Below are 21284 nucleotides of genomic sequence, written 5' to 3' on the forward strand. Positions count from 1 at the left end.
TTTAATTATACGCTACATTGAAACCGCTGTCTGAGAGGAGAATATGTATGAAAGATAATCGATTGCACATAAAGGAAGCGATCACCAAGGGAGAAACTTCTCTTGGAATCGAATTTGGCTCCACTCGTATTAAAGCAGTGTTGATTGATCAAAGTTATGGAACAATTGCATCTGGAAGTTATGAGTGGGAAAACCGTTTGGAAGATGGCTTTTGGACGTACAACTTAGTGGATATAATTACCGGCCTGCAAGCTGCTTATAGTGAAATGAAGCAAGAAGTTGAACGGAATTATGGAATCACCATTCGAACAATTGGTTCTATTGGAATTTCCGCCATGATGCATGGGTATATGGCATTTGACAACACGGGAGAGCTGCTTGTTCCATTTCGGACATGGCGTAATGCAACAACCGGCGCTGCAGCGAAAGAATTAACAGAGAAATTTCAATTCAATATCCCTGAACGCTGGAGTATTGCTCACCTTTACCAAGCAATGTTAAACGATGAGAAACATTTGCCGCGTGTTGAATTTATCACCACTTTGGCTGGTTACATTCACTGGTTGCTGACTGGTAATAAGGCAATTGGTATAGGGGATGCTTCGGGCATGTTCCCAATTGATGAATCAACACAGGATTATAATGAGACGATGATCAGGCAGTTTGATGAGCTAATCGCGCTCAAAGGTTATCCATGGAGATTAAGGGATCTTCTCCCTAAAGTCTATCTTGCTGGCGAGCAAGCAGGAGAGTTAACTGAAATTGGAGCAAAAATTCTTGACAAGTCACTAAATTTACAACCAGGAATTCCAGTTTGCCCACCGGAAGGTGATGCTGGAACCGGGATGGTGGCGACAAATAGTGTAAGAAAGCGTACAGGAAACATCTCAGTTGGAACCTCCGTTTTTGCCATGATTGTATTGGAGAGGGAACTTTCAAAAGTATATCCGGAAATTGATATCGTAACGACACCTAACGGCAGCCAGGTTGCCATGGTTCACGCGAACAACTGTTCTAGTGATCTTAATGCTTGGCTCGGTTTGTTCCGTGAATTTTCTGAGGCAATGGGACTAAAGGTTGAAACAAATAAATTATTTGATGTGATGTTGAATAAAGCTCTGGAAGCCGATCCGGACAGCGGCGGTTTGCTTAGTTACGGTTATTTTTCAGGTGAAAATATTACAGGCTTAGAACAAGGACGACCATTGTTTGTACGCTCGCCTGAAAGTCGCTTTAATTTGGCAAATTTCATGCGAACCCATCTTTTTGCAGCATTCGGTGCTTTGAAAATCGGAATGGACATTTTGACGAAGAAAGAAAATGTTGCAATTGATAGCATATTAGCTCATGGTGGTTTATTTAAAACTCCTGTTGTCGGACAAAAAATTGTTGCCGCTGCCATGAATACTCCAGTTTCAGTTATGGCAACTGCTGGGGAAGGCGGGGCGTGGGGAATGGCCATTCTTGCCTCTTACATGATGAACAAAGGCCAAGAGGAAAGCTTGGAAGACTTTCTTGACAAAAAAGTATTTGAGGGGGTTGAGGGGCAAGAAATGTATCCCGATGGATTTGACGTTAAAGGCTTTGAAATATTCATTGAGCGATACAAGAAAGGTCTAGTGATTGAGCAGGCCGCCGTAGATAATTTTGATGTTATGAGTGAAAAACGGGAGGAATTGACGTGTTAGAACAGTTGAAAGAAGAAGTATTTCAAGCCAATTTGGACTTGCCAAAACATGGACTTGTGAAATATACATGGGGAAATGCGAGTGGCATTGATCGGGAAAGTGGTTTATTCGTGATCAAACCAAGTGGTGTTGATTATGAAACGATGAAAGCTAGTGATATGGTGGTTGTTGATTTAAATGGCAATGTTGTGGAAGGAGAGTTGAAGCCTTCATCAGATACACCGACACACGCCGTCCTTTATAAGCATTATCCAGAAATCGGCGGCATCGTGCACACTCATTCAACTTGGGCGACCATTTGGGCGCAAGCAGGCCTTGACGTTCCAGCGATGGGGACCACTCATGCCGACACATTTTATGGTTCCATACCATGTGCCCGCTTCTTGACACAAGAGGAGATTGATCGTGGTTATGAAGCGGAAACTGGCCATGTCATCATCGAAACATTTAAAGAGCGCGGGTTAGATATTTTAGCGGTGCCCGGTATCCTGCTTCATGGCCATGGTCCATTTACTTGGGGTAAAGATGTAAAATCAGCAGTCATGAATAGTGTGGTGTTAGAAGAAGTTTCAAAAATGAATTTGTTTGCCCGAGAATTAAATCACTTTGCTGTAGACTTGCCACAACGTATTTTAGATAAGCACTATTTACGAAAGCATGGGAAAAATGCCTATTACGGGCAAAAGTAATATAAACTATCAAACTAAGAAAAGAGGATTATTATGTCAACAATAGGTAAAAAAGAATTCTGGTTTGTCGTAGGCTCGCAGCATCTTTATGGTGAAGAAGCATTAGCAGAAGTCAAAGCACACGCACAAACGATGACCGATGCCTTAAATGAAAGCGGTGTTTTGCCTTATCCGCTTGTATTGCAGGATTTAGCTGTTAGCGCAGATAAAATCACAAGCATCATGAAAGAGGTCAACTATCGTGACGAAGTTGCCGGTGTCATCACTTGGATGCACACTTTCTCGCCTGCGAAAATGTGGATTCGCGGAACAAAATTATTACAAAAGCCATTGCTTCATTTAGCAACCCAATTCAATGAAAGTATCCCTTGGGCAACGATTGATATGGACTTCATGAACCTAAATCAATCAGCTCATGGCGACCGTGAATATGGTTTTATCAATGCCCGCTTAAAAAAACAAAATAAAGTGGTTGTAGGTTATTGGGAGCGCCCTGAAGTCCAACAGGAAATTGCAAAATGGATGGACGTAGCGGTTGCTTATAACGAGTCTTTCAACATTAAAGTCGCCCGCTTTGGTGACAACATGCGTAACGTTGCCGTTACCGATGGGGATAAGATTGAAGCACAAATTCAATTTGGCTGGACAGTTGACTATTTTGGTATTGGAGACCTTGTTCAATACGTGAATGCTGTTAAGGACGAAGAAGTGGATGATTTATTTGCAGAATATGCCAACCTTTATGAATTTGATTACGGTACTTACAGTAAGGAAGATTGGGAGAAGAGCGTAAAAGTACAAGCAAGATATGAAATTGCCCTTAAACGTTTCCTTGATGATGGCGGGTACAATGCCTTCACCACGAACTTCGAGGATTTATATGGTATGAAACAGCTTCCTGGTCTTGCCGTCCAGCGTTTGATGGGACAAGGGTATGGTTTTGCAGGTGAAGGAGATTGGAAGACGGCAGCACTCGATCGCTTACTCAAAGTGATGAGTCATAACCAATCAACTGGCTTTATGGAAGATTACACATATGAATTAGCCGTTGGTCAAGAATCTGCCCTTCAATCACATATGCTTGAAGTAGATCCGACTTTAGCAAGTAATAAGCCAAAAATAATCGTATCGCCATTAGGTATTGGTGATCGTGAAGATCCAGCACGTTTAGTATTTGATGGTAAAGCAGGAGATGGTGTGGTTGTTTCAATGGCTGACTTTGGTACTCATTACAAACTATTAATCAACGAAGTATCAGCATTTGAGCCAACTGTTCCAGCTCCGAAACTCCCAGTGGCACGGGTACTTTGGAACATTAAGCCAAACTTCCAAGACGGGGTGAAAGCTTGGATTGAGAATGGCGGCGGTCACCATACAGTTGTTTCGTTGAATTTAACAACAGATCAAATTATAACCTATGCAAAACTTGTTGACTTGGAATACGTAGATATTAGGTAATTAGGTAATGATTTTATCCTCCGAGGAGCTTTGCTTCCTTGGAGGTAAAAAATAGTTATTCCAGAAGTTGAAGAATAGAAATGGAAGCCATTAGTAAAATAATCAAATCATGATCCCTTTATTTGTGAATGTGGTGTGGTCGTAGTTTTTAGGAAAAGATGAAAACGTTTAAATGAACGCAATAATATTTTTTGTCGTGGGATTTTTAAACAATATAAATTTAAAAACTTGAGGAGGAAACTTTAATGGGTAATGAAAAGAAAATCTCAAGTGGCTTCATTTATTTTTTTGGGTCTTTTGCTGGTATTCTTTTTGGTTATGATATCGGCGTTATGACGGGTGCTTTGCCTTTTCTGCAACATGATTGGAGCCTTCAAAACAGTGCTGGGGCTATCGGCTGGATTACCTCTTCAGTGATGTTTGGAGCTATTTTTGGAGGTGCTTTGGCCGGACAACTTTCCGATCGTTTAGGACGGCGCAAAATGATTATAGTATCTGCTTTAATTTTTGTTGTGGGGTCAATTTTGTCAGGAATGGCCCCTCATAATGGGATACTTTTTTTAATTGTTGCTCGGATATTATTAGGATTGGCTGTTGGTGCTGCCTCTGCGTTGGTCCCAGCCTATATGTCGGAAATGGCGCCTGCACGTTTACGCGGACGTCTGTCAGGAATTAATCAAACAATGATTGTTTCCGGAATGTTGCTTTCGTACATTGTCGATTATTTATTGAAAGATTTACCGGAAACAATGGCATGGCGATTGATGCTTAGTTTGGCTGCCGTACCTGCTCTGATCTTATTCCTAGGAATGTTAAGATTACCCGAATCACCACGTTTTTTAATTAAGAATAATAAAATTGATGAAGCTCGTAAGGTGTTGGGCTATATTCGCACTAACAAAGAAGAAATTGATGCTGAAGTAACACAAATTCAAGATACTGCCAAAGAGGAAGCAAAGGCAATTCAAAAAGCATCATGGGGTACACTCTTAAGTAATAAATACCGTTATTTAGTAATTGCTGGTGTGGGTGTTGCTGCTTTTCAACAATTCCAGGGCGCAAACGCCATTTTCTATTACATTCCTTTGATTGTAGAAAAAGCAACAGGGCACGCAGCCAGCTCAGCTTTGATGTGGCCAATTATTCAAGGGGTTATTCTCGTACTAGGTTCATTGGTATTCCTAATGATTGCTGATAAATTTAATCGACGTACTTTATTAACAGTTGGCGGGACGATTATGGGACTATCCTTTATTTTACCAGCAATATTGAATATATTAATTCCTAATGCAAGTCCGATGATGATCGTTGTATTTTTAAGTATCTATGTTGCACTTTATTCATTCACTTGGGCTCCTCTTACCTGGGTCATAGTTGGGGAAATTTTCCCGTTGGCAATTCGTGGGCGTGCATCAGGATTAGCTTCATCATTTAACTGGATTGGTTCTTTCTTGGTTGGATTGCTTTTTCCAATCATGACCGCTTCGATGTCTCAACAAGCTGTTTTTGCAATCTTCGGCGCTATTTGTTTACTTGGAGTTTTATTTATCCGGACACGCGTTCCGGAAACCCGAGGTCATACTTTAGAGGAAATTGAAAAAGTTGGGGAAAGTAGACGGGCTAATAGAAAAATGCGTAAATCGACCGCAGTGTGATTTTCGTTGTAACAACCGTTATTTTCTTAATAGATTTCTTAAGGCCGGAGCTGTACTTCGGCCATTTTTTCAACTATTAGATTCTTAGTGTCCAACATAGGCATTTGATATGATCAGGTCATTTTGTTTCAGCCTTTATTTTATAATAATAATTGTGCAAGTTGATTTAGAAAGGGGCCGGAAGAATGAAATTAACACAAAGACCTTTTGGGGATGAAGCCTTACTGTTTTCTATGGAAAATGATAATGGGGTGACATTAGAAGCAACAAATTATGGTGCAAGAATCGTTAATCTTTTTATCCCAAAGGATTTGGGCCGTAAGAATATAGTATTGGGATTTGACTCTGTTGAGGATTACAAAAAGGAAACATACTTTGGAGCAACAATAGGAAGAGTCGCGGGGAGAATAAAAAAAGGTGAATTTTCACTTGATGAAGTACTCTACAAAACGTCTGTAAATCAATCCGGGAATACTTTACACGGTGGAAAACCTGGGTTTGATGAGAAAATATGGGATTTTGACATAAATGAGACTGATCAAAGTGTGTCGATCATCTTTTCAACAAATTCACCTGATGGTGAGAATGGCTTTCCAGGAAATTTGGAAGTAAGTGTAACTTATACATTAGACAATTTAAATAATTGGTCAGTGCGTTATCAAGCAAAAAGTGATAAAGATACAATTTTCAACCCGACAAATCATGTCTATTTTAACTTAACAGGACATCCAAGTAATCCAATCGATGAACATTGTTTACAAATAGGTTCAGAAGAATTTGCCCCCGTAAATGCAGCAGATACCACGGTAACTGGCGAAAAGCGAGGTGTCTTTGGAACAGCTTATGATTTTCGAACCGCGAAGAAGCTTAAATCGACCTTTGAATCTGATGATATCGAAGTGAAAAAGGTTCAAGGGATCGATCATCCTTTCTTCCTTACAAGCACAGGAATTAATCATATGGCGGCAAAATTAATTAGCCCTGATGGGAAAATAAAGGTTGAGGTATACACCGAGGAACCTGTGATAGTTGTTTATACAGCAAATTTTGTGGAAGGTGTGCCACTTATGCATGGAGAAAAGTTAACTCAACACGGTGGGATAACATTTGAAACCCAAGCTGCCCCAGGGGCTATCGAGTTTGACGGTTTTGGAGATATTATTCTTCGTTCAGGGGAAAATTACACTTCCCAAACCAAATACAAAATATATTTTTAGCTGTATAGCAATGGAGGAAAATTAAAAGAATAATAAAACACCGTATTACCATTAGGAAAATTTCACTTTTTTACGTTGTTAAACAGTACAATTTTCTTTACACATCTTAATTCTGATTTTGCTCATTTGTTGATTTTGACTCATCTATAACGAAAATGTAAGAAGGAGAGACTAATTTCCAAATTACTAAAACGGTTGCAAAAAATTTGTGGTACTATGGTAGTTATAGAAGAGTTGAAAGGAAGTACAACATGGCAGAGTTAGTCTATAAGCAGATTATTGATGACCTTAAAGAGAAAATTTTTTCTGGTCAGTTTGCTGATCTGAAATTACCAGATGAACGCAGTCTTAGTGAAACGTATCAGGTAAGCCGTAGCTCAATTAAACGCGCGCTAACGAAGATGGCCAATGACGGCATTATTTTCAAGAAGCGTGGTTCAGGGACATTTATCAACCCATTATATATAAAAAATGAATCAATTTTTAATTATGAAGGTTCAAATTTGGGAGTGTCTGATAATTTCCAAATGAACGGAAAAAAGCCAAAAATTAAAGTATTGGAGTTTGAGGTCATTCCGCCAACAGATGAATTACAAAGGGATTTGTTCTTGCAGCCTCATGATTTTGTATATAAAATTATTCGCTTACGTTTGTTTGAGGATGAACCCTTCATGATTGAAACCGGCTATATTCCCATTAAGATTGTGCAAAATTTAAATCAAACTATTATTGAGGGATCTATTTTTCACTATTTAGAGGATGCCCATAATTTGGCTGTTACAAAATCCTTTTTATCGATTTATGCAGAACCCTCCAATTCGGTTGACCAAGAACTGCTGAACTTAAAGGAAAATGAGCCAATAAGTATTATGGAAGGCATATTCTTTCTAGATAACGGCACACCATTTGAGTTTTCTCAAATGCGTTTTCACTACAAATATATGAAATTCAACACAATTGTATCGGTTCCGTAAAACAGGACTGGGATATTTCCCGGTCCTGTTTTTTAGATAATTGGTTTCATTATCGCTTAAATCCATCTTATAAGCTGTTATTAAATATCTCTCTGTGTCATTCATATAAATGTGAATTTTTTTCAAAAATGGTGCGTACCAATTAAATTAATGGTTGATATTTTAAAATAAATTGGTATGATTAATTTGTGGATATAACTATAAAAGAATTTAAGTGACCTAGGGAGTTGATTTAAAATGAAATTAGCGTTGGAGCAAGTTGATTACTCATCTAAAACATATTTAGAGAAGCTTGATGCTTATTGGCGCGCAGCCAATTTTATCTCAGTTGGGCAATTATATTTGAAGGATAATCCTCTTTTAAAAGAACCGATCAAGGCATCAGATGTTAAAGTAAAGCCAATTGGACACTGGGGTACGATTTCTGGCCAAAACTTTATATATACTCATTTAAATCGTGTAATTAATAAATATGATTTGAATATGTTCTATATAGAAGGTCCTGGTCACGGCGGTCAGGTTATGGTATCGAACTCCTATCTTGATGGAAGCTACAGTGAGATTTATCCAGAAATTAGTCAGGATATTGAGGGCCTAAAGAAATTGTACAAACAATTTTCATTCCCGGGTGGTATTGCATCCCATGCTGCACCTGAAACACCCGGATCCATCCATGAGGGCGGAGAATTAGGATACTCTCTTTCGCATGCTGTTGGTGCCATTCTTGATAATCCAGATTTGATTGCCGCGACTGTTATTGGTGATGGGGAAGCTGAAACAGGTCCATTAGCTACCGCATGGTTTTCCAATCGTTTCATTAACCCTATTACAGATGGAGCCGTATTGCCAATCCTGAATGTAAATGGATTCAAGATTAGCAATCCAACTATTTTTGCTCGATTTACGAATGATGATATCACTTCCTATTTTGAAAGCTTAGGCTGGAAACCATTTATCGTGGAGGGTGATGATCCAGAATTCATGCATGTAGAAATGGCTAGAGTCTTGGACATTGTTATTGAGGAAATTCAAGCGATTCAAAACTATGCTCGAAAATATAACGATCCGATGCGTCCAAAATGGCCAATGATTATTTTTCGTGCCCCTAAAGGCTGGACAGGTCCTAAAGAATGGGCTGGTGTACCGATTGAAAATTCATTCCGTGCCCATCAAGTTCCCGTTCCTGTTGACCAAAACCATATGGAGCATATTGATGCATTAGTAGATTGGCTAAAAAGTTACAAGCCGGAAGAGTTATTTGATGAAACCGGCCGCTTAAAACCTGAAATTGCTGAAGTCGCCCCTAAAGGCAATAAACGGATGGCGATGAATCCTGCAACAAACCCCGGAAATCTTATTAAAGATTTGCGCCTGCCAGATTTCCGTAAATATGCACTTGATAACTCTGAACATGGGAAAGTTGTCGCACAGGATATGTCCGTTTTAGGCAACTATTTTAGAGATGTTATTGTTGAAAATGAGGAAAACAGCAATTTTAGAATCTTTGGACCGGATGAAACCATGTCTAACCGCTTAGCTCCTGTTTTTGAAGTAACAAAACGTCAGTGGTTGGAAAAAATTGTAGAGCCGAATGATGAATTCTTAGCATCTTATGGCCGTGTGATTGATTCCCAATTATCCGAACATCAAGCAGAAGGAATGCTTGAGGGCTATGTTTTAACAGGACGTCACGGCATTTTTGCCAGCTACGAAGCCTTCTTACGTGTTGTTGATTCGATGCTCACGCAACATTTCAAATGGTTACGTAAAGCAACTGAGCAAGAGTGGCGCACAGAAATTCCATCACTGAATGTAATCGCGACTTCCACGGTCTTCCAGCAAGATCATAATGGTTATACACACCAGGATCCTGGTTTATTAGGTCATTTAGCGGACAAAAAACCAGAGTTTATTCGTGAATATTTACCAGCTGATGCAAACACTCTATTGGCTGTCTTTGATAAAGTCTTAAACGACCGTCAAAAGATTAATTTAATTGTTTCATCTAAGCACCCGCGTCCTCAATGGTTTACGGCAGATGAAGCAAAAGAATTAGTTGATAAAGGATTGAAGGTCATTGACTGGGCAAGTACAGAACAAGATGGTGAACCTGACATTGTCTTTGCATCTGCAGGAACAGAACCAACCATCGAAAGTTTGGCTGCTATCTCTATCCTGCATGAAAAATTGCCGGAATTAAAGATTCGCTATATCAACGTGGTTGACCTACTGAAACTTAGAAGTCAAAAGCTTGATCCTCGTGGTTTATCTGATGAGGAGTTTGATCGATACTTCACAAAAAACAAACCGGTTGTCTTTGCTTTTCATGGTTATGAAGGTCTAATCAAGGATTTATTCTTTGACCGCCATAATCATAACTTATCTGTACATGGGTACCGTGAAAACGGTGATATTACAACACCATTCGATATGCGTGTGTTGAACCAAATGGACCGCTTTGATCTGGTGAAAGAGGCTGTTTTAAGCTTACCTGATGCTGACAAGCACACACACATTGTTAAAGAAATGGAAAGTATAATTACGAAACATAATCAACACATCCGTGAGGAAGGTGTGGATTTACCAGAAGTTGAAAACTGGGTATGGAAAGAATTGAGATAATGTTGTCAAGGTAATCTTACACATGACTAGGGAGTAGTAAGGGCTGCGTTGAAAAGCTTCTGCAAACGATACGTTAATGAAGCCAAAAAAGGGTAACCTAACATAATAAAAAATTTAAAGAGACTTTTCATTAGTTTCCCAAACTTTTGAGAAGTCTCTTTTTTGTGTCAGGCCGTATTGAAATCTAAGCTGCGGCAGGGCAGTAATCCATACCTTGAGTATGATTAATTTTTCTCGTGTTAAGTAAAATAAACTTTATTGGGATTTATTGCCTTCTCTTGATACAATAAATTTTAGAGATACATTTTAATGAGGAGGGGCGAAATTGGATTTACTTATCGGTTTCTTATTATTTGCAGGAATTTTTGGAATATATGATGCCTTAAGAAAAATAAATAATAATATCTTGGATCAAACAGAGGAAATAAAAAAGTTGCGCGAGGAATTAGCGAAAAAATGACCTTTGCAAGGGAAGTGGGCTAATACTTCCCTATTCTCTATAATGGATTATAATGGGTGTACAATTTTTATTAATAGAGCGGGGGATCGGAAAATGTACATTGTTCCATATATAGTTTCCCTTTTTGTGATTGTGATCTCAGTATTTGTGACCCTTTTGGTAAAGTCTGAGCTGGAGCGGCTGTTTCGTGATAAAAATGCCGTTGCCCCTTTTCACATATGTAATGTAGTGATTACTTTAATGGTTTCCTTTGCAGCAAATGCTGTTATGACCATATATATCATCAGGAATGAATTCAAACTGATTCCTCAATTAGTCATTCTGATGGCGATGATTTTACCGATTTATTATTTTGGGAACCTGGCATTTGAAAAATATAAATCAGTTTATCGAAAATACAATACTGTTGAAAACGGGAAAGTTCTTATACTTAACGAAAAGTACTTAAAAAAGAAAAAGCGTTCTTCACTATTCAAAGAGTACAATGCCTTTTCTAAGGAAAAGTAAACTTCCCACTAAAAAGTAAAACTTCCATCAGTGGGGGGTTCTTCATCCCCCACCTAGATTCCTCTAGACAAACTTTTTCATTTTATCGGTACCTGGCGTGTAGATTTCTCTGGTGTCTATTATGGGGAGATATACTATAATGAGAGATATCTGTATGAAAAGGAAGAAGAAGTGGTGAAATGGGGATAACTGTACAAGATATATTGCAAATGCCATCATTAAGGGGCGCAGAGGTGTTAACGGGGAAAAAGAATCTAGAACGAACTGTCTCGTCTTTATCTGTGTTAGAAGTTTCTGATGTCGAGTTTTTCTCACGGAGGATCCAAACTGTTCAAGAAGAGTGGTATTCTGAAGAACTTGTCATCAGCTCATTTTATTCCATCAAAGATAGTGTGGAAAAACAATGCAAAGCCATTCAGCATTTACATGATTTGGGCGAACTGGGTTTAATTTTATATTATGTTGGCATTATCGTGCCAGAAATTCCCGAGGAGGTACTGAACCTAGCAGACTCTCTAGATTTTATTATCATTTGTATGCCCAAAAATGATTATTCTCTCCGCTACAATGAAGTCATCTATGAAGTGATGGAAGCCATTGTGAGTAATCAGACGATTAATGATAATTTTGTGAATGAGGCATTGGAAAAGGTATCCTTGCTACCAGAACATTTACGAAGCGTGGAAATTACACTTAAATTTTTGTCAGATCGATTGAAAGCTAATATCCTGATAACAAATGCAAATTTTGATATTATGAACCAGGTGATGTGGCCGCGAAACTCATCTTTAGACGTATTAAAAATAATCCAAGCACACTCACAAAATAGTTTGAATGGAAAAACGGTACAACAAGAGATAAATAAGAATGCTCTATCCTGTTTTGTTGAATATAAGATTATACATCAGAAAAATGGAGAGCGTCTTTATTTATTTGTCATTAAAGAAAATACGAAATTGCCGGTTAAGACCATAGAAAAAATTAGCGAAGTGGTACAAGTGGCTATGAATTTATGGGGCGATAAGCATGCTGAAGTGAGTGAATATGCTTTAGTAAAAGCGATTGTGAATGATGAAAGTGATAAAATGCGGAGATTAGCCAATCTGCTTCATATTGATGTTTCCGCAATCGAAATGATGTGGCTAGTTTATATTAAGGATTTGTCGGAAGAAAAGAAAATTGGAGAAGAATTAGCAGAGCAAGTGACAAAATATTATAAAACAGCCGTCATTCAAACAATTGATCATTGTATGATCGTCCTTTTAGGGAATTACTTATATAAATATCCTGAGTTAGAAATTGCATCCGAATTTATCGAAACGACTAACTACTTCTCGCAAATATCAAAAATCGTTTATTGTCCAAAGATGCGAAATACCTTAGATGTTCGCCGTATGTATCAATTGGTCAATAATGTAGGCGACAAAGTCCATACCATTTTTCCCGTGCGCAAACTGTTTACGGCAGCGGAAATACGCTCGATGGAGCGGGCTATTGATTTCAGTAAACAAGGAGAAGAAAAGATTGAGGAATGGTTGTCCATCATTTCCCCTGTTCTAAAAGACCAGGATTCTTTAAAAACATTGCTGACTTTTCTTCTGGATGCAAAGGGGAATTTTGATGACTGCGCCAAACTTCTATTTGTTCACAAAAATACAGTAAAATATCGAATTAGAAAGATTAGTGAGCTGATTGGCTATGATGTGACAGTTAACTCGGAGTCTTATGATGCTTATATAGCCTGCATGATTTATCGTTTACTAAATAACTAAGAAAATCCAAATGTTTGTTGGAAACGACAAAAATTTGGATTTTTTTTTTATTTTTGAAAAAGACTCATCTTCAATTTTTCCTCTATACTAAGAAAAATCAATTTATTCGGAAAACAGGAGGACTATATGGGAAATAATCGAAGATATCAATCTTGGTTTAGTCTAGGGATCATCTGGGCAGGGGCGTTGGTTTGCATACCAAGTCTTTTAGTAGGAAATGCACTGATAAGCGGTATGAGCTTACCAAAAGCATTATTAGTAACTTTTGTAGGATATTCAATTATTGTGATAATCATGATTTTGCAAGGGATTCAAAGCACTGATTTAGGCAGATCAACCGTTCAAGTCGCAGGACAAGTGTTTGGTAAGAAAGGGTCACGAACGATCATATCTATTATTTTGGCAATCGCCTGCTTAGGCTGGTTTGGAATTCAAGCCAATGTTTGTGGAGCTGCGTTAGCTAGTTTACTAGCTACCTTTCATATAACTATACCAGTACCATTTGCGTCTTTCCTTAGCGGGATGGTAATGGTGGTCTCAGCCATTTATGGGGTAAAAGTACTAAGAGTATTAAGCTATATAGCTGTTCCTTTATTAGTTGTTATTTGTGTTTATGGTTTATTCCAAACATTAACAGGAGATCAACTACAGTTCATTCAGAATTACAAGCCTAAAGGGAATATGAGTTTTATGGATGGACTATCGGTAACGATTGGTTCCTTTGCCTTAGGTGCCGTTATTGCAGGTGATTATTCTCAATTCTCCAAAAAACGTTCAGATGTAATAAAAGCAGCAGTCTTTGGCATTATTCCAGCAGGAGTTCTGATGATTGGTGTCGGAGCTGTTTTAACGATTGCCTATCAAACAAGTGATATTACAGCCGTATTCTTAAAAATTGCCACTCCATTTATTGGTGGTGTCGCTTTAATTTTAGCTACATGGAAAACAAATCTGGTAAATGCTATTTCAGGTGGCTTTGCCTTGGTTAACGTGTTTAACATTACCAAAGAAAAAGAAAAATTGGCAGTCGGTGTTGCTGGAACGATTGGAACTGTGTTGGCGGTAGTGGGTATATTAAATTACTTTACACCGATTATGTCGATCCTTTCCGCGATGATTCCGCCAGTAGCAGGTGTGATGATTGCTTCTTATTGGATCATGAACAAGGGGAATAAAAATTCTTGGAAAGAAGTTGAAGGGATCAATCGTTTAGGTGTCCTTTCCTGGCTGGTTGGAGCTGTTATTGCCTGTCTACCGGTTGTATTATCTTTTTTCCCAAGTTTGCCTCAAGTAGCTAATCAGCCATTAATTGGAATTATCATTTCATTTGTTGTTTATTTTATTGGATATCATTTTACTGCTCAAAAAACGGTCATCTTGGAGGGAAATAGATGAGATATTTAGATGAAAAGGCGATTGAAAATATTGCAATAGGAGCGGCATTTTTGGGAACAGGCGGCGGCGGGGATCCTTATATTGGAAAACTAATGGCACTTTCCTCCATTAAGCAAAATGGGCCAGTCAGATTATATTCAGTAGACGAAATTGAAGATGAAGACTTCTTCATTCCAGCTGCCATGATGGGAGCACCTTCTGTGTTAGTAGAGAAATTTCCGAAGGGGGACGAGTTTGTTAAGGTTTTCCAAAAGCTAGCAAAGTATTTAGGAAAGGAAACAATCGCCGGAACGTATCCGATGGAAGCAGGCGGCGTAAATTCCATGATCCCAATTGTTGTTGCGGCCCAACTGAATTTACCTCTCATCGATTGTGATGGTATGGGTCGAGCCTTTCCGGAATTGCAAATGGTGACATTTCACCTCGATGGAATTTCGGCAACACCGATGGCTATTACCGATGAAAAAGGGAATATCGGAATATTTGAAACCATTGATAATAAATGGACAGAACGTTTAGCCCGCACGGCCACTGTGGAGATGGGGGCAAGTGCTTTGGTTAGTTTATATCCAACAACGGGGGCGCAGCTTAAACAAAGTGGTGTCCATCACATCATTACACTTTCTGAAAAAATTGGTGAAATTATTTCTTCAAAAGCCAAAGACGCAAAAGATAAACTGCAAGAATTGTTAAAAATAGTTTCCGGCTATGAATTGTTCCAAGGGAAGATTGTCGATGTGATTCGCGAAACGAAGGGCGGATTTAACTTTGGGAAAATGAATCTTGAAGGAATTGAAGCCAATAAAACCGAACATATGAAGGTTTATTTTCAAAATGAAAATCTTGTCGCAGAGAAGAATGATAGCGTTGTGGCCATGACTCCGGATTTAATTTGTTTAGTGGATTATGAAACGCTGCTGCCTGTGACAACAGAAGCTCTAAAATATGGAAAACGAGTACGGGTGGTCGGGCTGCCTGCAAATGAGAAATGGAGGAATGAAAAAGGAATCGAGACAGTAGGTCCTAAATATTTTGGCTATGATTATGATTATGTCCCGATTGAGGAATTGGTTAAAAAGGTGGTAGTCGAACATGTATAAAATCGGAATTGACGTGGGTGGTACAAATACCGATGCCATTATTTTGGATGAAAATCGAAACCTGGTTCATAGTGTAAAATCTCCAACCAGTTTAGATATTAAAACAGGTATTGAAACGTCTTTAAAGGCAGTATTAAATGAGAGTAACATTGATCGGACGAAAATTACTCATGCGATGTTAGGGACAACCCAGTGTACAAATGCAATTGTCGAACGAAAAAAATTAGCACGAGTTGGTGTTATTCGCTTGGGCTATCCGGCCACTGCCTCCGTCCTGCCTTATACTGCATGGCCGGAAGATATGGTTGAAAAACTCTCGGGTAATTATGCACTTGTTCATGGGGGGTATGAATACGACGGTCAATTATTGGGAGAACTGGATGAAGCAGAACTTAAAACTCTTTTGACGGAATGGCAGGATAAAGTAGAATCGATTGCGATTGTGGGTGTATTTTCCTCCATCAAAAATGATCAAGAGCTAAGAGTTCGCGATCTCATCCATGAAGTATATGGAGAAGAATTCCCTGTTTCATGCTCTTTTCTGATTGGTTCTGTTGGCTTAATTGAACGTGAAAATGCCACCATTTTAAACGCGGCATTGTGTAAAGTAATTGAAACGACAACAGAAGGGTTTATTCGTGCATTGGAGGAAGAAGGGATTACCAATGCGGAAGTGTTTCTATGCCAGAATGACGGAACATTGATGTCGATCGATTATGCGAAGCAATTTCCCATCTTAACGATTGCCTGTGGGCCAACGAATAGTATACGTGGCGCTTCATATTTAGCCCAGATCAAAAATACGATTGTTCTAGATGTTGGTGGTACGACTTCTGATATTGGGGTTCTTCAAGATGGATTTCCAAGAGAGTCTTCAGTCGCAGTCGAAGTAGGGGGAATTCGGACAAATTTCAGAATGCCAGATATTATCTCTATTGGGCTGGGGGGAGGAAGTATTGTTCGCACGGATCATGGCAAGATTACAGTAGGACCAGATAGTGTTGGCTACAAAATCGGCCAGGAGGCATTGGTCTTTGGCGGAAATACCCTTACAGCAACAGACATCGCCGTTCGTTTAGGCATGGCTGACATTGGTGATAAGAGCTTAGTAGCACATATTGATGAAGAATTCGCCCAAAAGGTTCAAGTGGAAATTTGCTCCATTATCGAGCAGGCGATTGAAAAAATGAAAACTTCCTCGGAAGATGTTTCACTTGTTCTAGTAGGGGGAGGCAGTATTATTGTTCCAAATGCAATCAGCGGGATATCCAATATAGTGAAAACGGAAAATGGTGGCGTTGCAAATGCGATTGGTGCATCCATTTCGCAAATTAGCGGGCAATATGAACAGATTTATATTTATGCCAAAGAGCCGCGAGAAAAGTCTCTGAAAGATGCGGAAGAAAAAGCAGTAAAACAAGCTGTCTTAGCCGGGGCAGTCCCAGATACGATTGAATTGGTAGAGGTAGAAGAAACACCACTTGCTTATCATCCAGAAAATGCAACTAGATTAAGAGTGAAAGTGGTTGGGAAAATGGAATAGGTATATAGATTTTTGATCATCCCAGCGCTTTTACCTCATAATAGGCTGGCTTCCTAAAGGGTGTAAATCTGAAAAGGCAAAAATAGTGATAGAAGCTCCTCATAAGTAATCAAACTTGTGAGGAGCTTCTTTTTTACTTCCTCCGTTACGAGCAGATTAACATTCTCCGTGATTTTATCAAGAAAGTTAATTTAATGGCTGTTTCATCGTATTAAGTTGCTAAAAAATAACGTTTTTTTGGTTTTACCGGATAAAAAACCACTGAGGGGCAGGTGATCGTCACATCGGCAAAACCTTGCAGCGAGCGAACAGCGTTTTCGTCAGAAAATGTATTTAAGTCCACTTGCTTCAATGCCCCGGTAGTACAGGCTTCAACACAAGCGGGAACCAAATCCATGTCTTGCCGCTGGTAACACATTTGGCACTTGCTGACCTTTTTTGTTTCTGGATTAAATTGGGGGGCGCCATACGGGCAGGCTGTGACGCATAACTGGCATCCGGTGCATATATTTTCGTCAATTTGAACAATCCCATCCTGACGCTTTGAGAAAGCCCGTTCGGGACAAACTCGGAAGCATTCAGGACTGTCACAGTGAAAACAGGAATGGGAGAGGTATATTTCAGGTGCTAGTTTGGTTACCTTTCGCCACTGAATTCCGGTTGGCGTTTGATTTTCATTTTTACAGGCAATTTCACATGCCCTACAGCCGATGCATTCATCCGCATTGAAACGAAAGCCAACTCGCTTAAACACGGCCATCCCTCCATTTCCTGATTTTTACGGTACTGTCATAAAAGAAAGTGCTGGATTCTTGTGAATGGCAATGGGTAATAAGTTTGTTAATGGGATTACTCCCGGCCTGAGCAGCCACAACAACATTATTTGGTAATGATGGATTGATTTTTGCGGTGCCTACGATCGAGCCAGTCTCGTTAAATACCTCCATCTTCGTGTAGTTGGCAATTTCCAACTCCTCGGCGGCCTTTGTTGAAATCTCTATCATATTATCACTTTCCTCTTGATTGAGCCATGGGAGCATTTCGTATTGTGAATGAATTTTTAACAAGGATTGCGGTGTTAATAATGTGTACACACCTGGCTGCTGCTTTTCCGGGGCATACTCCTCTAATTCTGTTAGCCCGCCGCTTTCTTCAAAGGGATTCAGCCAAAATTTCGTTTGAAACTGCTGAGCAGAATCAATTTCCTTTACGTGTGGACCTGCCAATAAATCTTCATAGGACGTTAATGAATATTGCCGCATAATGTCAGGTGTCAACTCGGCTTTAATCCAATCCAGCGGTTCTTTTTCATAAGGAAAATTTGAAAATCCCGGCGACAGCTCATTTAGTTTCCTTGTCAACTCCCTGGCGATTTGCAAATCACTTTTCGCTTCCCAATAGGGAGGAATCGCTTTTTGGTTGATGGACAGCCAATAATGCCAGTAGCTGACATGCAAATCATCTTCCTCAAAATGGGTTGCTGCCGGGAGCACAAGATCGGATTCTTCGGCTGTTTTGGTTAAATACAGATCGACGGTTACGATTAGTTCCAATCTGTCAAAAAGCTGCTTCCACCCTTTTAGATCCTGGTCCTGGGTAATAATATTTCTCGAAGCGATCCAAAGAAACTTCAATGGTGGATCTTTTAAGGCCAGGGCGCTTTTTGGATAATTGCTCATATCAATTTCCCTTGAAGTGTGAATCGAGGGATGGGCTGGTCCCTTGTGATTGTACAGATGAAGCGGAAAATGCTCGACGTCAAAATGCATAAAGTACAGTCCGCCGCTGGGAATACCGAGGTTACCGGTAATTATAGCAATGCTAGTGATCGCACCTATGCTGCCGCTGCCATGTTTATTGCGCTGAATGCCCAATCCACTCCAAGTTACGGCAGGCTTAGTAGTTTCATAAGCATCCGCAAGCAGCTCAATTGCCTCAAGCGGTGCTCCTGTGCGTTTGCTGACATCCTCTAACTCTATTTTTGTTTCAATAAAATGCTTGTACTCCTCCCAGCCAAAGGTTTGCTTCCGAATAAACGATTCTGCGTAGTTCCCCCTCTTGATCAGCAGCTTGGCAACACCATAGGCAAGCCATAAGTCTGTCCCTGGTTTAATTTGAATATAAAGATCCGCCTTTTCTGCTGTTCTTGTAAAAATAGGGTCAATGACAATCAGTTTGGCCCCATTTCTTTTTGCTTCATACAGATATTTCATTTGATGGACGTTGGTAACCGCCGGATTGGCACCCCAAATGACGATCAATTTTGCATGTGCCATCTCTTCCGGGGGGGAGCTAAAGCTATGACCAAAGGACTGATTAACCGCTAGCTTTCCGGTTAACGCACACGGATTGCCAACTGGTTTGGTATGCGGGCCGATACTGTTGAACATTCCTTCCACCGCATAATGAAGAATGCCAAGATTCCCTGAAAATTTGTTATAGCCGCAGGCGAGATTCGAGCCATACCGGTGATTGAGTTCGATGATTTTATCTGCAATGATCGAGTAGGCTTCATCCCAGGAAATCCGTTTCCAATTGCCTGAACCTCTAGGCGTTTGCAGCATTGGATATTTCAGCCGCTTGGGATTGTAGACAAATTGGGTATAGGCATAGCCTTTTGCACACAGCTTGCCTTGTGTAAAACCATGCTTCGGGTCACCGGTCACTTTCATCAGGCGTCCATTTTTGACATAGGATAAAATCCCGCAGCTGCCGAAGCAATTGCGGGGACACGTATTCCGATAAATGCCATCTTTCATAGAAACCACATCCGTCATGATAATTTCCGCAAAAGTTTAATTTTGAAAGCAGCAATAATATTTAAGCGGACATTGAGATCGTCCAACTTTACATTGAGGATTTCTTCAATTTTTTTGATACGGTAACGCAATGTATTTCGATGGAGAAAAATTGCGGCTGCTGTTTTTCCCATATCAAATTGATGGGCGGCCAATGTTTCCAGTGTTTCAAGCAAATTTCCTTCATGGTCACGGTCATAACGGATCAACGCACCTAAGCAATGGTCATAGTACTCTTTTAAGTCTTGAAGGTCATGGTTGAATAAAATTCGTTCCAAACCCAGTTCTACAAAAAACGGCGTTCGCGTTTTCAGAAGGACTCCCAGTTCAAAGGCTACTTTTGCTTCCTGATAGCTGCGAAACAACTCAGCCGGATTCGCGTAGACTTTTCCCAGGCCGCAGGCAATTTGCGGCTGGAGTTTGATTTTTTCTGCTTGCGAAAGAACGTTGTTCGCAAAAGCTTGGATTTGCAATGTAAACTGCTCCATGTCAGGGTTGTGCTGTGGAACTACAGCAATAACCTGTGCTTGTTTTATCATTATAATCGGGTTCAGCTGCTGGCAAATCAGTTCTTTTTCCACCAGCTGCAGTAAGATGTTGATCTTCTCCTGGTCGGTAAAAAATTGATCGTATTGAACAAAAGAAAATACGATGATCTGATGCGGTACGGTAAAATTCCAGCCCCAAAGAGCACCGTATTCAATGATATCCTGCTTTTTCTTGATATTTCCGTAAAGCAAATCAAACAAAAAGGCATCTTTAAATTTTCCTTTTTCCTGCTTGATTTCCAGCTTTTTTTGCATTTGCAGAGCGCAGAGGGAAGCAGTAAACAAAATGGCTTGTTCATATAAAGCGGCATCAGGCATGTTGTCTTCACAAATCATGACTAGAAAACCCAGGTGTTTCTGATGAAGCGAAATGGGGGCGACAAATCCAGCAGAAATGGTGTCACGTGTTGAAATCTCGCACGAAGATAGGGAATCTCGTTCAAATTCTTTGTTCGGAATGATTACGATTTCGTTCATATCTAAGTGAGCAGTAGAACAATAGAGTTGATAAAAAGGATCGGTAACGAGTATAGGGCAGGACAAAAGCGTGGAGAGTTTCTGAATCAATGGTTCAACACCCTTGCTTGACTCTGTTAGTAATTCCTGAACAAAATCTGGGATAACCTGCTGCTTGATCATGATATTTTCTCCTTTCACTACCCTAAAACTACTTTATACACTAATCATATATCGGTTTTCAAGCCAGAACAATGAATGTCACAGAATTGTAATTTCCTCAGGTTGTGCGTCACAAATCTGCCAATATTTTTGGACAGAAGCACAAAAATGATGACGATTATTCGTGTGCTCGGGCCGTACCCTAATCCAATCAAAAAAATTATAATAAAGAGCATAATA

At 39.7% G+C, this 21284-nt stretch carries 16 protein-coding genes; 13 read left to right on the plus strand and 3 right to left on the minus strand.

Going from position 1 to position 21284, the window contains the following annotated elements; translation table 11 throughout:
* Positions 1 to 47 precede the first annotated feature (47 nt).
* The 13 genes from JK635_RS14865 to JK635_RS14920 all read left to right on the plus strand — a co-directional run bounded on the left by JK635_RS14865 (position 48) and on the right by JK635_RS14920 (position 17080).
* On the plus strand, positions 48 to 1688 hold the full coding sequence (locus tag JK635_RS14865; protein WP_202654735.1) for a xylulokinase: 1641 nt from the start codon (positions 48 to 50) through the stop codon (positions 1686 to 1688).
* Positions 1682 to 2377, plus strand: a complete 696-nt coding sequence (locus JK635_RS14870; RefSeq protein WP_202654736.1) for an L-ribulose-5-phosphate 4-epimerase — start codon at positions 1682 to 1684, stop codon at positions 2375 to 2377. The genes JK635_RS14865 and JK635_RS14870 overlap by 7 nt, the downstream gene beginning before the upstream one ends.
* A gap of 33 nt (positions 2378 to 2410) precedes the next feature.
* Positions 2411 to 3835: an L-arabinose isomerase gene (gene araA / locus JK635_RS14875; protein ID WP_202654737.1), complete on the plus strand. Its 1425-nt coding sequence runs from the start codon at positions 2411 to 2413 to the stop codon at positions 3833 to 3835.
* Positions 3836 to 4080: 245 nt separating this feature from the next.
* On the plus strand, positions 4081 to 5490 hold the full coding sequence (locus JK635_RS14880) for a sugar porter family MFS transporter (RefSeq protein ID WP_202654738.1): 1410 nt from the start codon (positions 4081 to 4083) through the stop codon (positions 5488 to 5490).
* A gap of 185 nt (positions 5491 to 5675) precedes the next feature.
* Positions 5676 to 6707, plus strand: coding sequence for an aldose epimerase family protein (locus JK635_RS14885; RefSeq protein WP_202654739.1), 1032 nt, complete (start codon positions 5676 to 5678; stop codon positions 6705 to 6707).
* A 251-nt stretch (positions 6708 to 6958) separates the two neighbouring features.
* Complete coding sequence (locus JK635_RS14890) at positions 6959 to 7681, plus strand: GntR family transcriptional regulator (RefSeq protein ID WP_202654790.1); 723 nt, start codon at positions 6959 to 6961, stop codon at positions 7679 to 7681.
* Positions 7682 to 7918: 237 nt separating this feature from the next.
* Complete coding sequence (locus JK635_RS14895) at positions 7919 to 10303, plus strand: phosphoketolase family protein (RefSeq protein ID WP_202654740.1); 2385 nt, start codon at positions 7919 to 7921, stop codon at positions 10301 to 10303.
* A gap of 325 nt (positions 10304 to 10628) precedes the next feature.
* The gene (locus JK635_RS24760; protein WP_306792950.1) at positions 10629 to 10763 is read left to right on the plus strand and encodes a hypothetical protein; all 135 of its coding nucleotides are present in this window, start codon (positions 10629 to 10631) and stop codon (positions 10761 to 10763) included.
* Between the two features lie 93 nt (positions 10764 to 10856).
* Positions 10857 to 11270, plus strand: coding sequence for a hypothetical protein (locus JK635_RS14900; protein WP_202654741.1), 414 nt, complete (start codon positions 10857 to 10859; stop codon positions 11268 to 11270).
* A 179-nt stretch (positions 11271 to 11449) separates the two neighbouring features.
* Positions 11450 to 13042, plus strand: coding sequence for a PucR family transcriptional regulator (locus JK635_RS14905; RefSeq protein ID WP_202654742.1), 1593 nt, complete (start codon positions 11450 to 11452; stop codon positions 13040 to 13042).
* Between the two features lie 126 nt (positions 13043 to 13168).
* Positions 13169 to 14437 (plus strand): cytosine permease, encoded by a 1269-nt coding sequence (locus JK635_RS14910; RefSeq protein WP_202654743.1) that lies wholly within the window; start codon positions 13169 to 13171, stop codon positions 14435 to 14437.
* Positions 14434 to 15537: an S-methyl thiohydantoin desulfurase family protein gene (locus JK635_RS14915; protein WP_202654745.1), complete on the plus strand. Its 1104-nt coding sequence runs from the start codon at positions 14434 to 14436 to the stop codon at positions 15535 to 15537. Before JK635_RS14910 ends, JK635_RS14915 begins: the two co-directional genes overlap by 4 nt.
* Positions 15530 to 17080 (plus strand): hydantoinase/oxoprolinase family protein, encoded by a 1551-nt coding sequence (locus JK635_RS14920; protein WP_202654746.1) that lies wholly within the window; start codon positions 15530 to 15532, stop codon positions 17078 to 17080. The genes JK635_RS14915 and JK635_RS14920 overlap by 8 nt, the downstream gene beginning before the upstream one ends.
* Before the next feature lie 211 nt (positions 17081 to 17291).
* On the opposite strand, the gene JK635_RS14925 is transcribed toward JK635_RS14920, so the two are convergent.
* From JK635_RS14925 to JK635_RS14935, 3 genes are read right to left on the minus strand one after another with little or no spacing between them, the layout of a single operon-like run.
* Positions 17292 to 17834: a 4Fe-4S dicluster domain-containing protein gene (locus tag JK635_RS14925; RefSeq protein WP_202654748.1), complete on the minus strand. Its 543-nt coding sequence runs from the start codon at positions 17832 to 17834 to the stop codon at positions 17292 to 17294.
* Entirely contained in the window at positions 17827 to 19839 is a 2013-nt protein-coding gene (locus JK635_RS14930; RefSeq protein ID WP_202654749.1) for a molybdopterin-dependent oxidoreductase, read from the minus strand. Before JK635_RS14930 ends, JK635_RS14925 begins: the two co-directional genes overlap by 8 nt.
* 14 nt (positions 19840 to 19853) lie before the next feature.
* Positions 19854 to 21065 carry a PucR family transcriptional regulator gene (locus JK635_RS14935; protein ID WP_202654750.1) on the minus strand — a complete coding sequence of 404 codons (1212 nt, stop codon included), beginning with the start codon at positions 21063 to 21065 and terminating at the stop codon, positions 19854 to 19856.
* Positions 21066 to 21284: the final 219 nt, after the last annotated feature.

The sequence above is a fragment of the Neobacillus paridis genome (assembly GCF_016765675.1).
Classification (GTDB): Bacteria; Bacillota; Bacilli; order Bacillales; family Cytobacillaceae; genus Neobacillus; species Neobacillus paridis.

Excerpts from the sequence above, each read along its gene's own strand:
- JK635_RS14935 (WP_202654750.1), bottom strand. The coding sequence starts at position 21,065 with ATGATCAAGCAGCAGGTTATCCCAGATTTTGTTCAGGAATTACTAACA.
- JK635_RS14905 (WP_202654742.1), top strand. The coding sequence starts at position 11,450 with ATGGGGATAACTGTACAAGATATATTGCAAATGCCATCATTAAGGGGC.
- JK635_RS14885 (WP_202654739.1), top strand. The coding sequence starts at position 5,676 with ATGAAATTAACACAAAGACCTTTTGGGGATGAAGCCTTACTGTTTTCT.
- JK635_RS14920 (WP_202654746.1), top strand. The coding sequence starts at position 15,530 with ATGTATAAAATCGGAATTGACGTGGGTGGTACAAATACCGATGCCATT.
- JK635_RS14890 (WP_202654790.1), top strand. The coding sequence starts at position 6,959 with ATGGCAGAGTTAGTCTATAAGCAGATTATTGATGACCTTAAAGAGAAA.
- JK635_RS14880 (WP_202654738.1), top strand. The coding sequence starts at position 4,081 with ATGGGTAATGAAAAGAAAATCTCAAGTGGCTTCATTTATTTTTTTGGG.
- JK635_RS14895 (WP_202654740.1), top strand. The coding sequence starts at position 7,919 with ATGAAATTAGCGTTGGAGCAAGTTGATTACTCATCTAAAACATATTTA.
- JK635_RS14910 (WP_202654743.1), top strand. The coding sequence starts at position 13,169 with ATGGGAAATAATCGAAGATATCAATCTTGGTTTAGTCTAGGGATCATC.
- JK635_RS14900 (WP_202654741.1), top strand. The coding sequence starts at position 10,857 with ATGTACATTGTTCCATATATAGTTTCCCTTTTTGTGATTGTGATCTCA.
- JK635_RS14915 (WP_202654745.1), top strand. The coding sequence starts at position 14,434 with ATGAGATATTTAGATGAAAAGGCGATTGAAAATATTGCAATAGGAGCG.
- JK635_RS14930 (WP_202654749.1), bottom strand. The coding sequence starts at position 19,839 with ATGAAAGATGGCATTTATCGGAATACGTGTCCCCGCAATTGCTTCGGC.
- araA (WP_202654737.1), top strand. The coding sequence starts at position 2,411 with ATGTCAACAATAGGTAAAAAAGAATTCTGGTTTGTCGTAGGCTCGCAG.
- JK635_RS14865 (WP_202654735.1), top strand. The coding sequence starts at position 48 with ATGAAAGATAATCGATTGCACATAAAGGAAGCGATCACCAAGGGAGAA.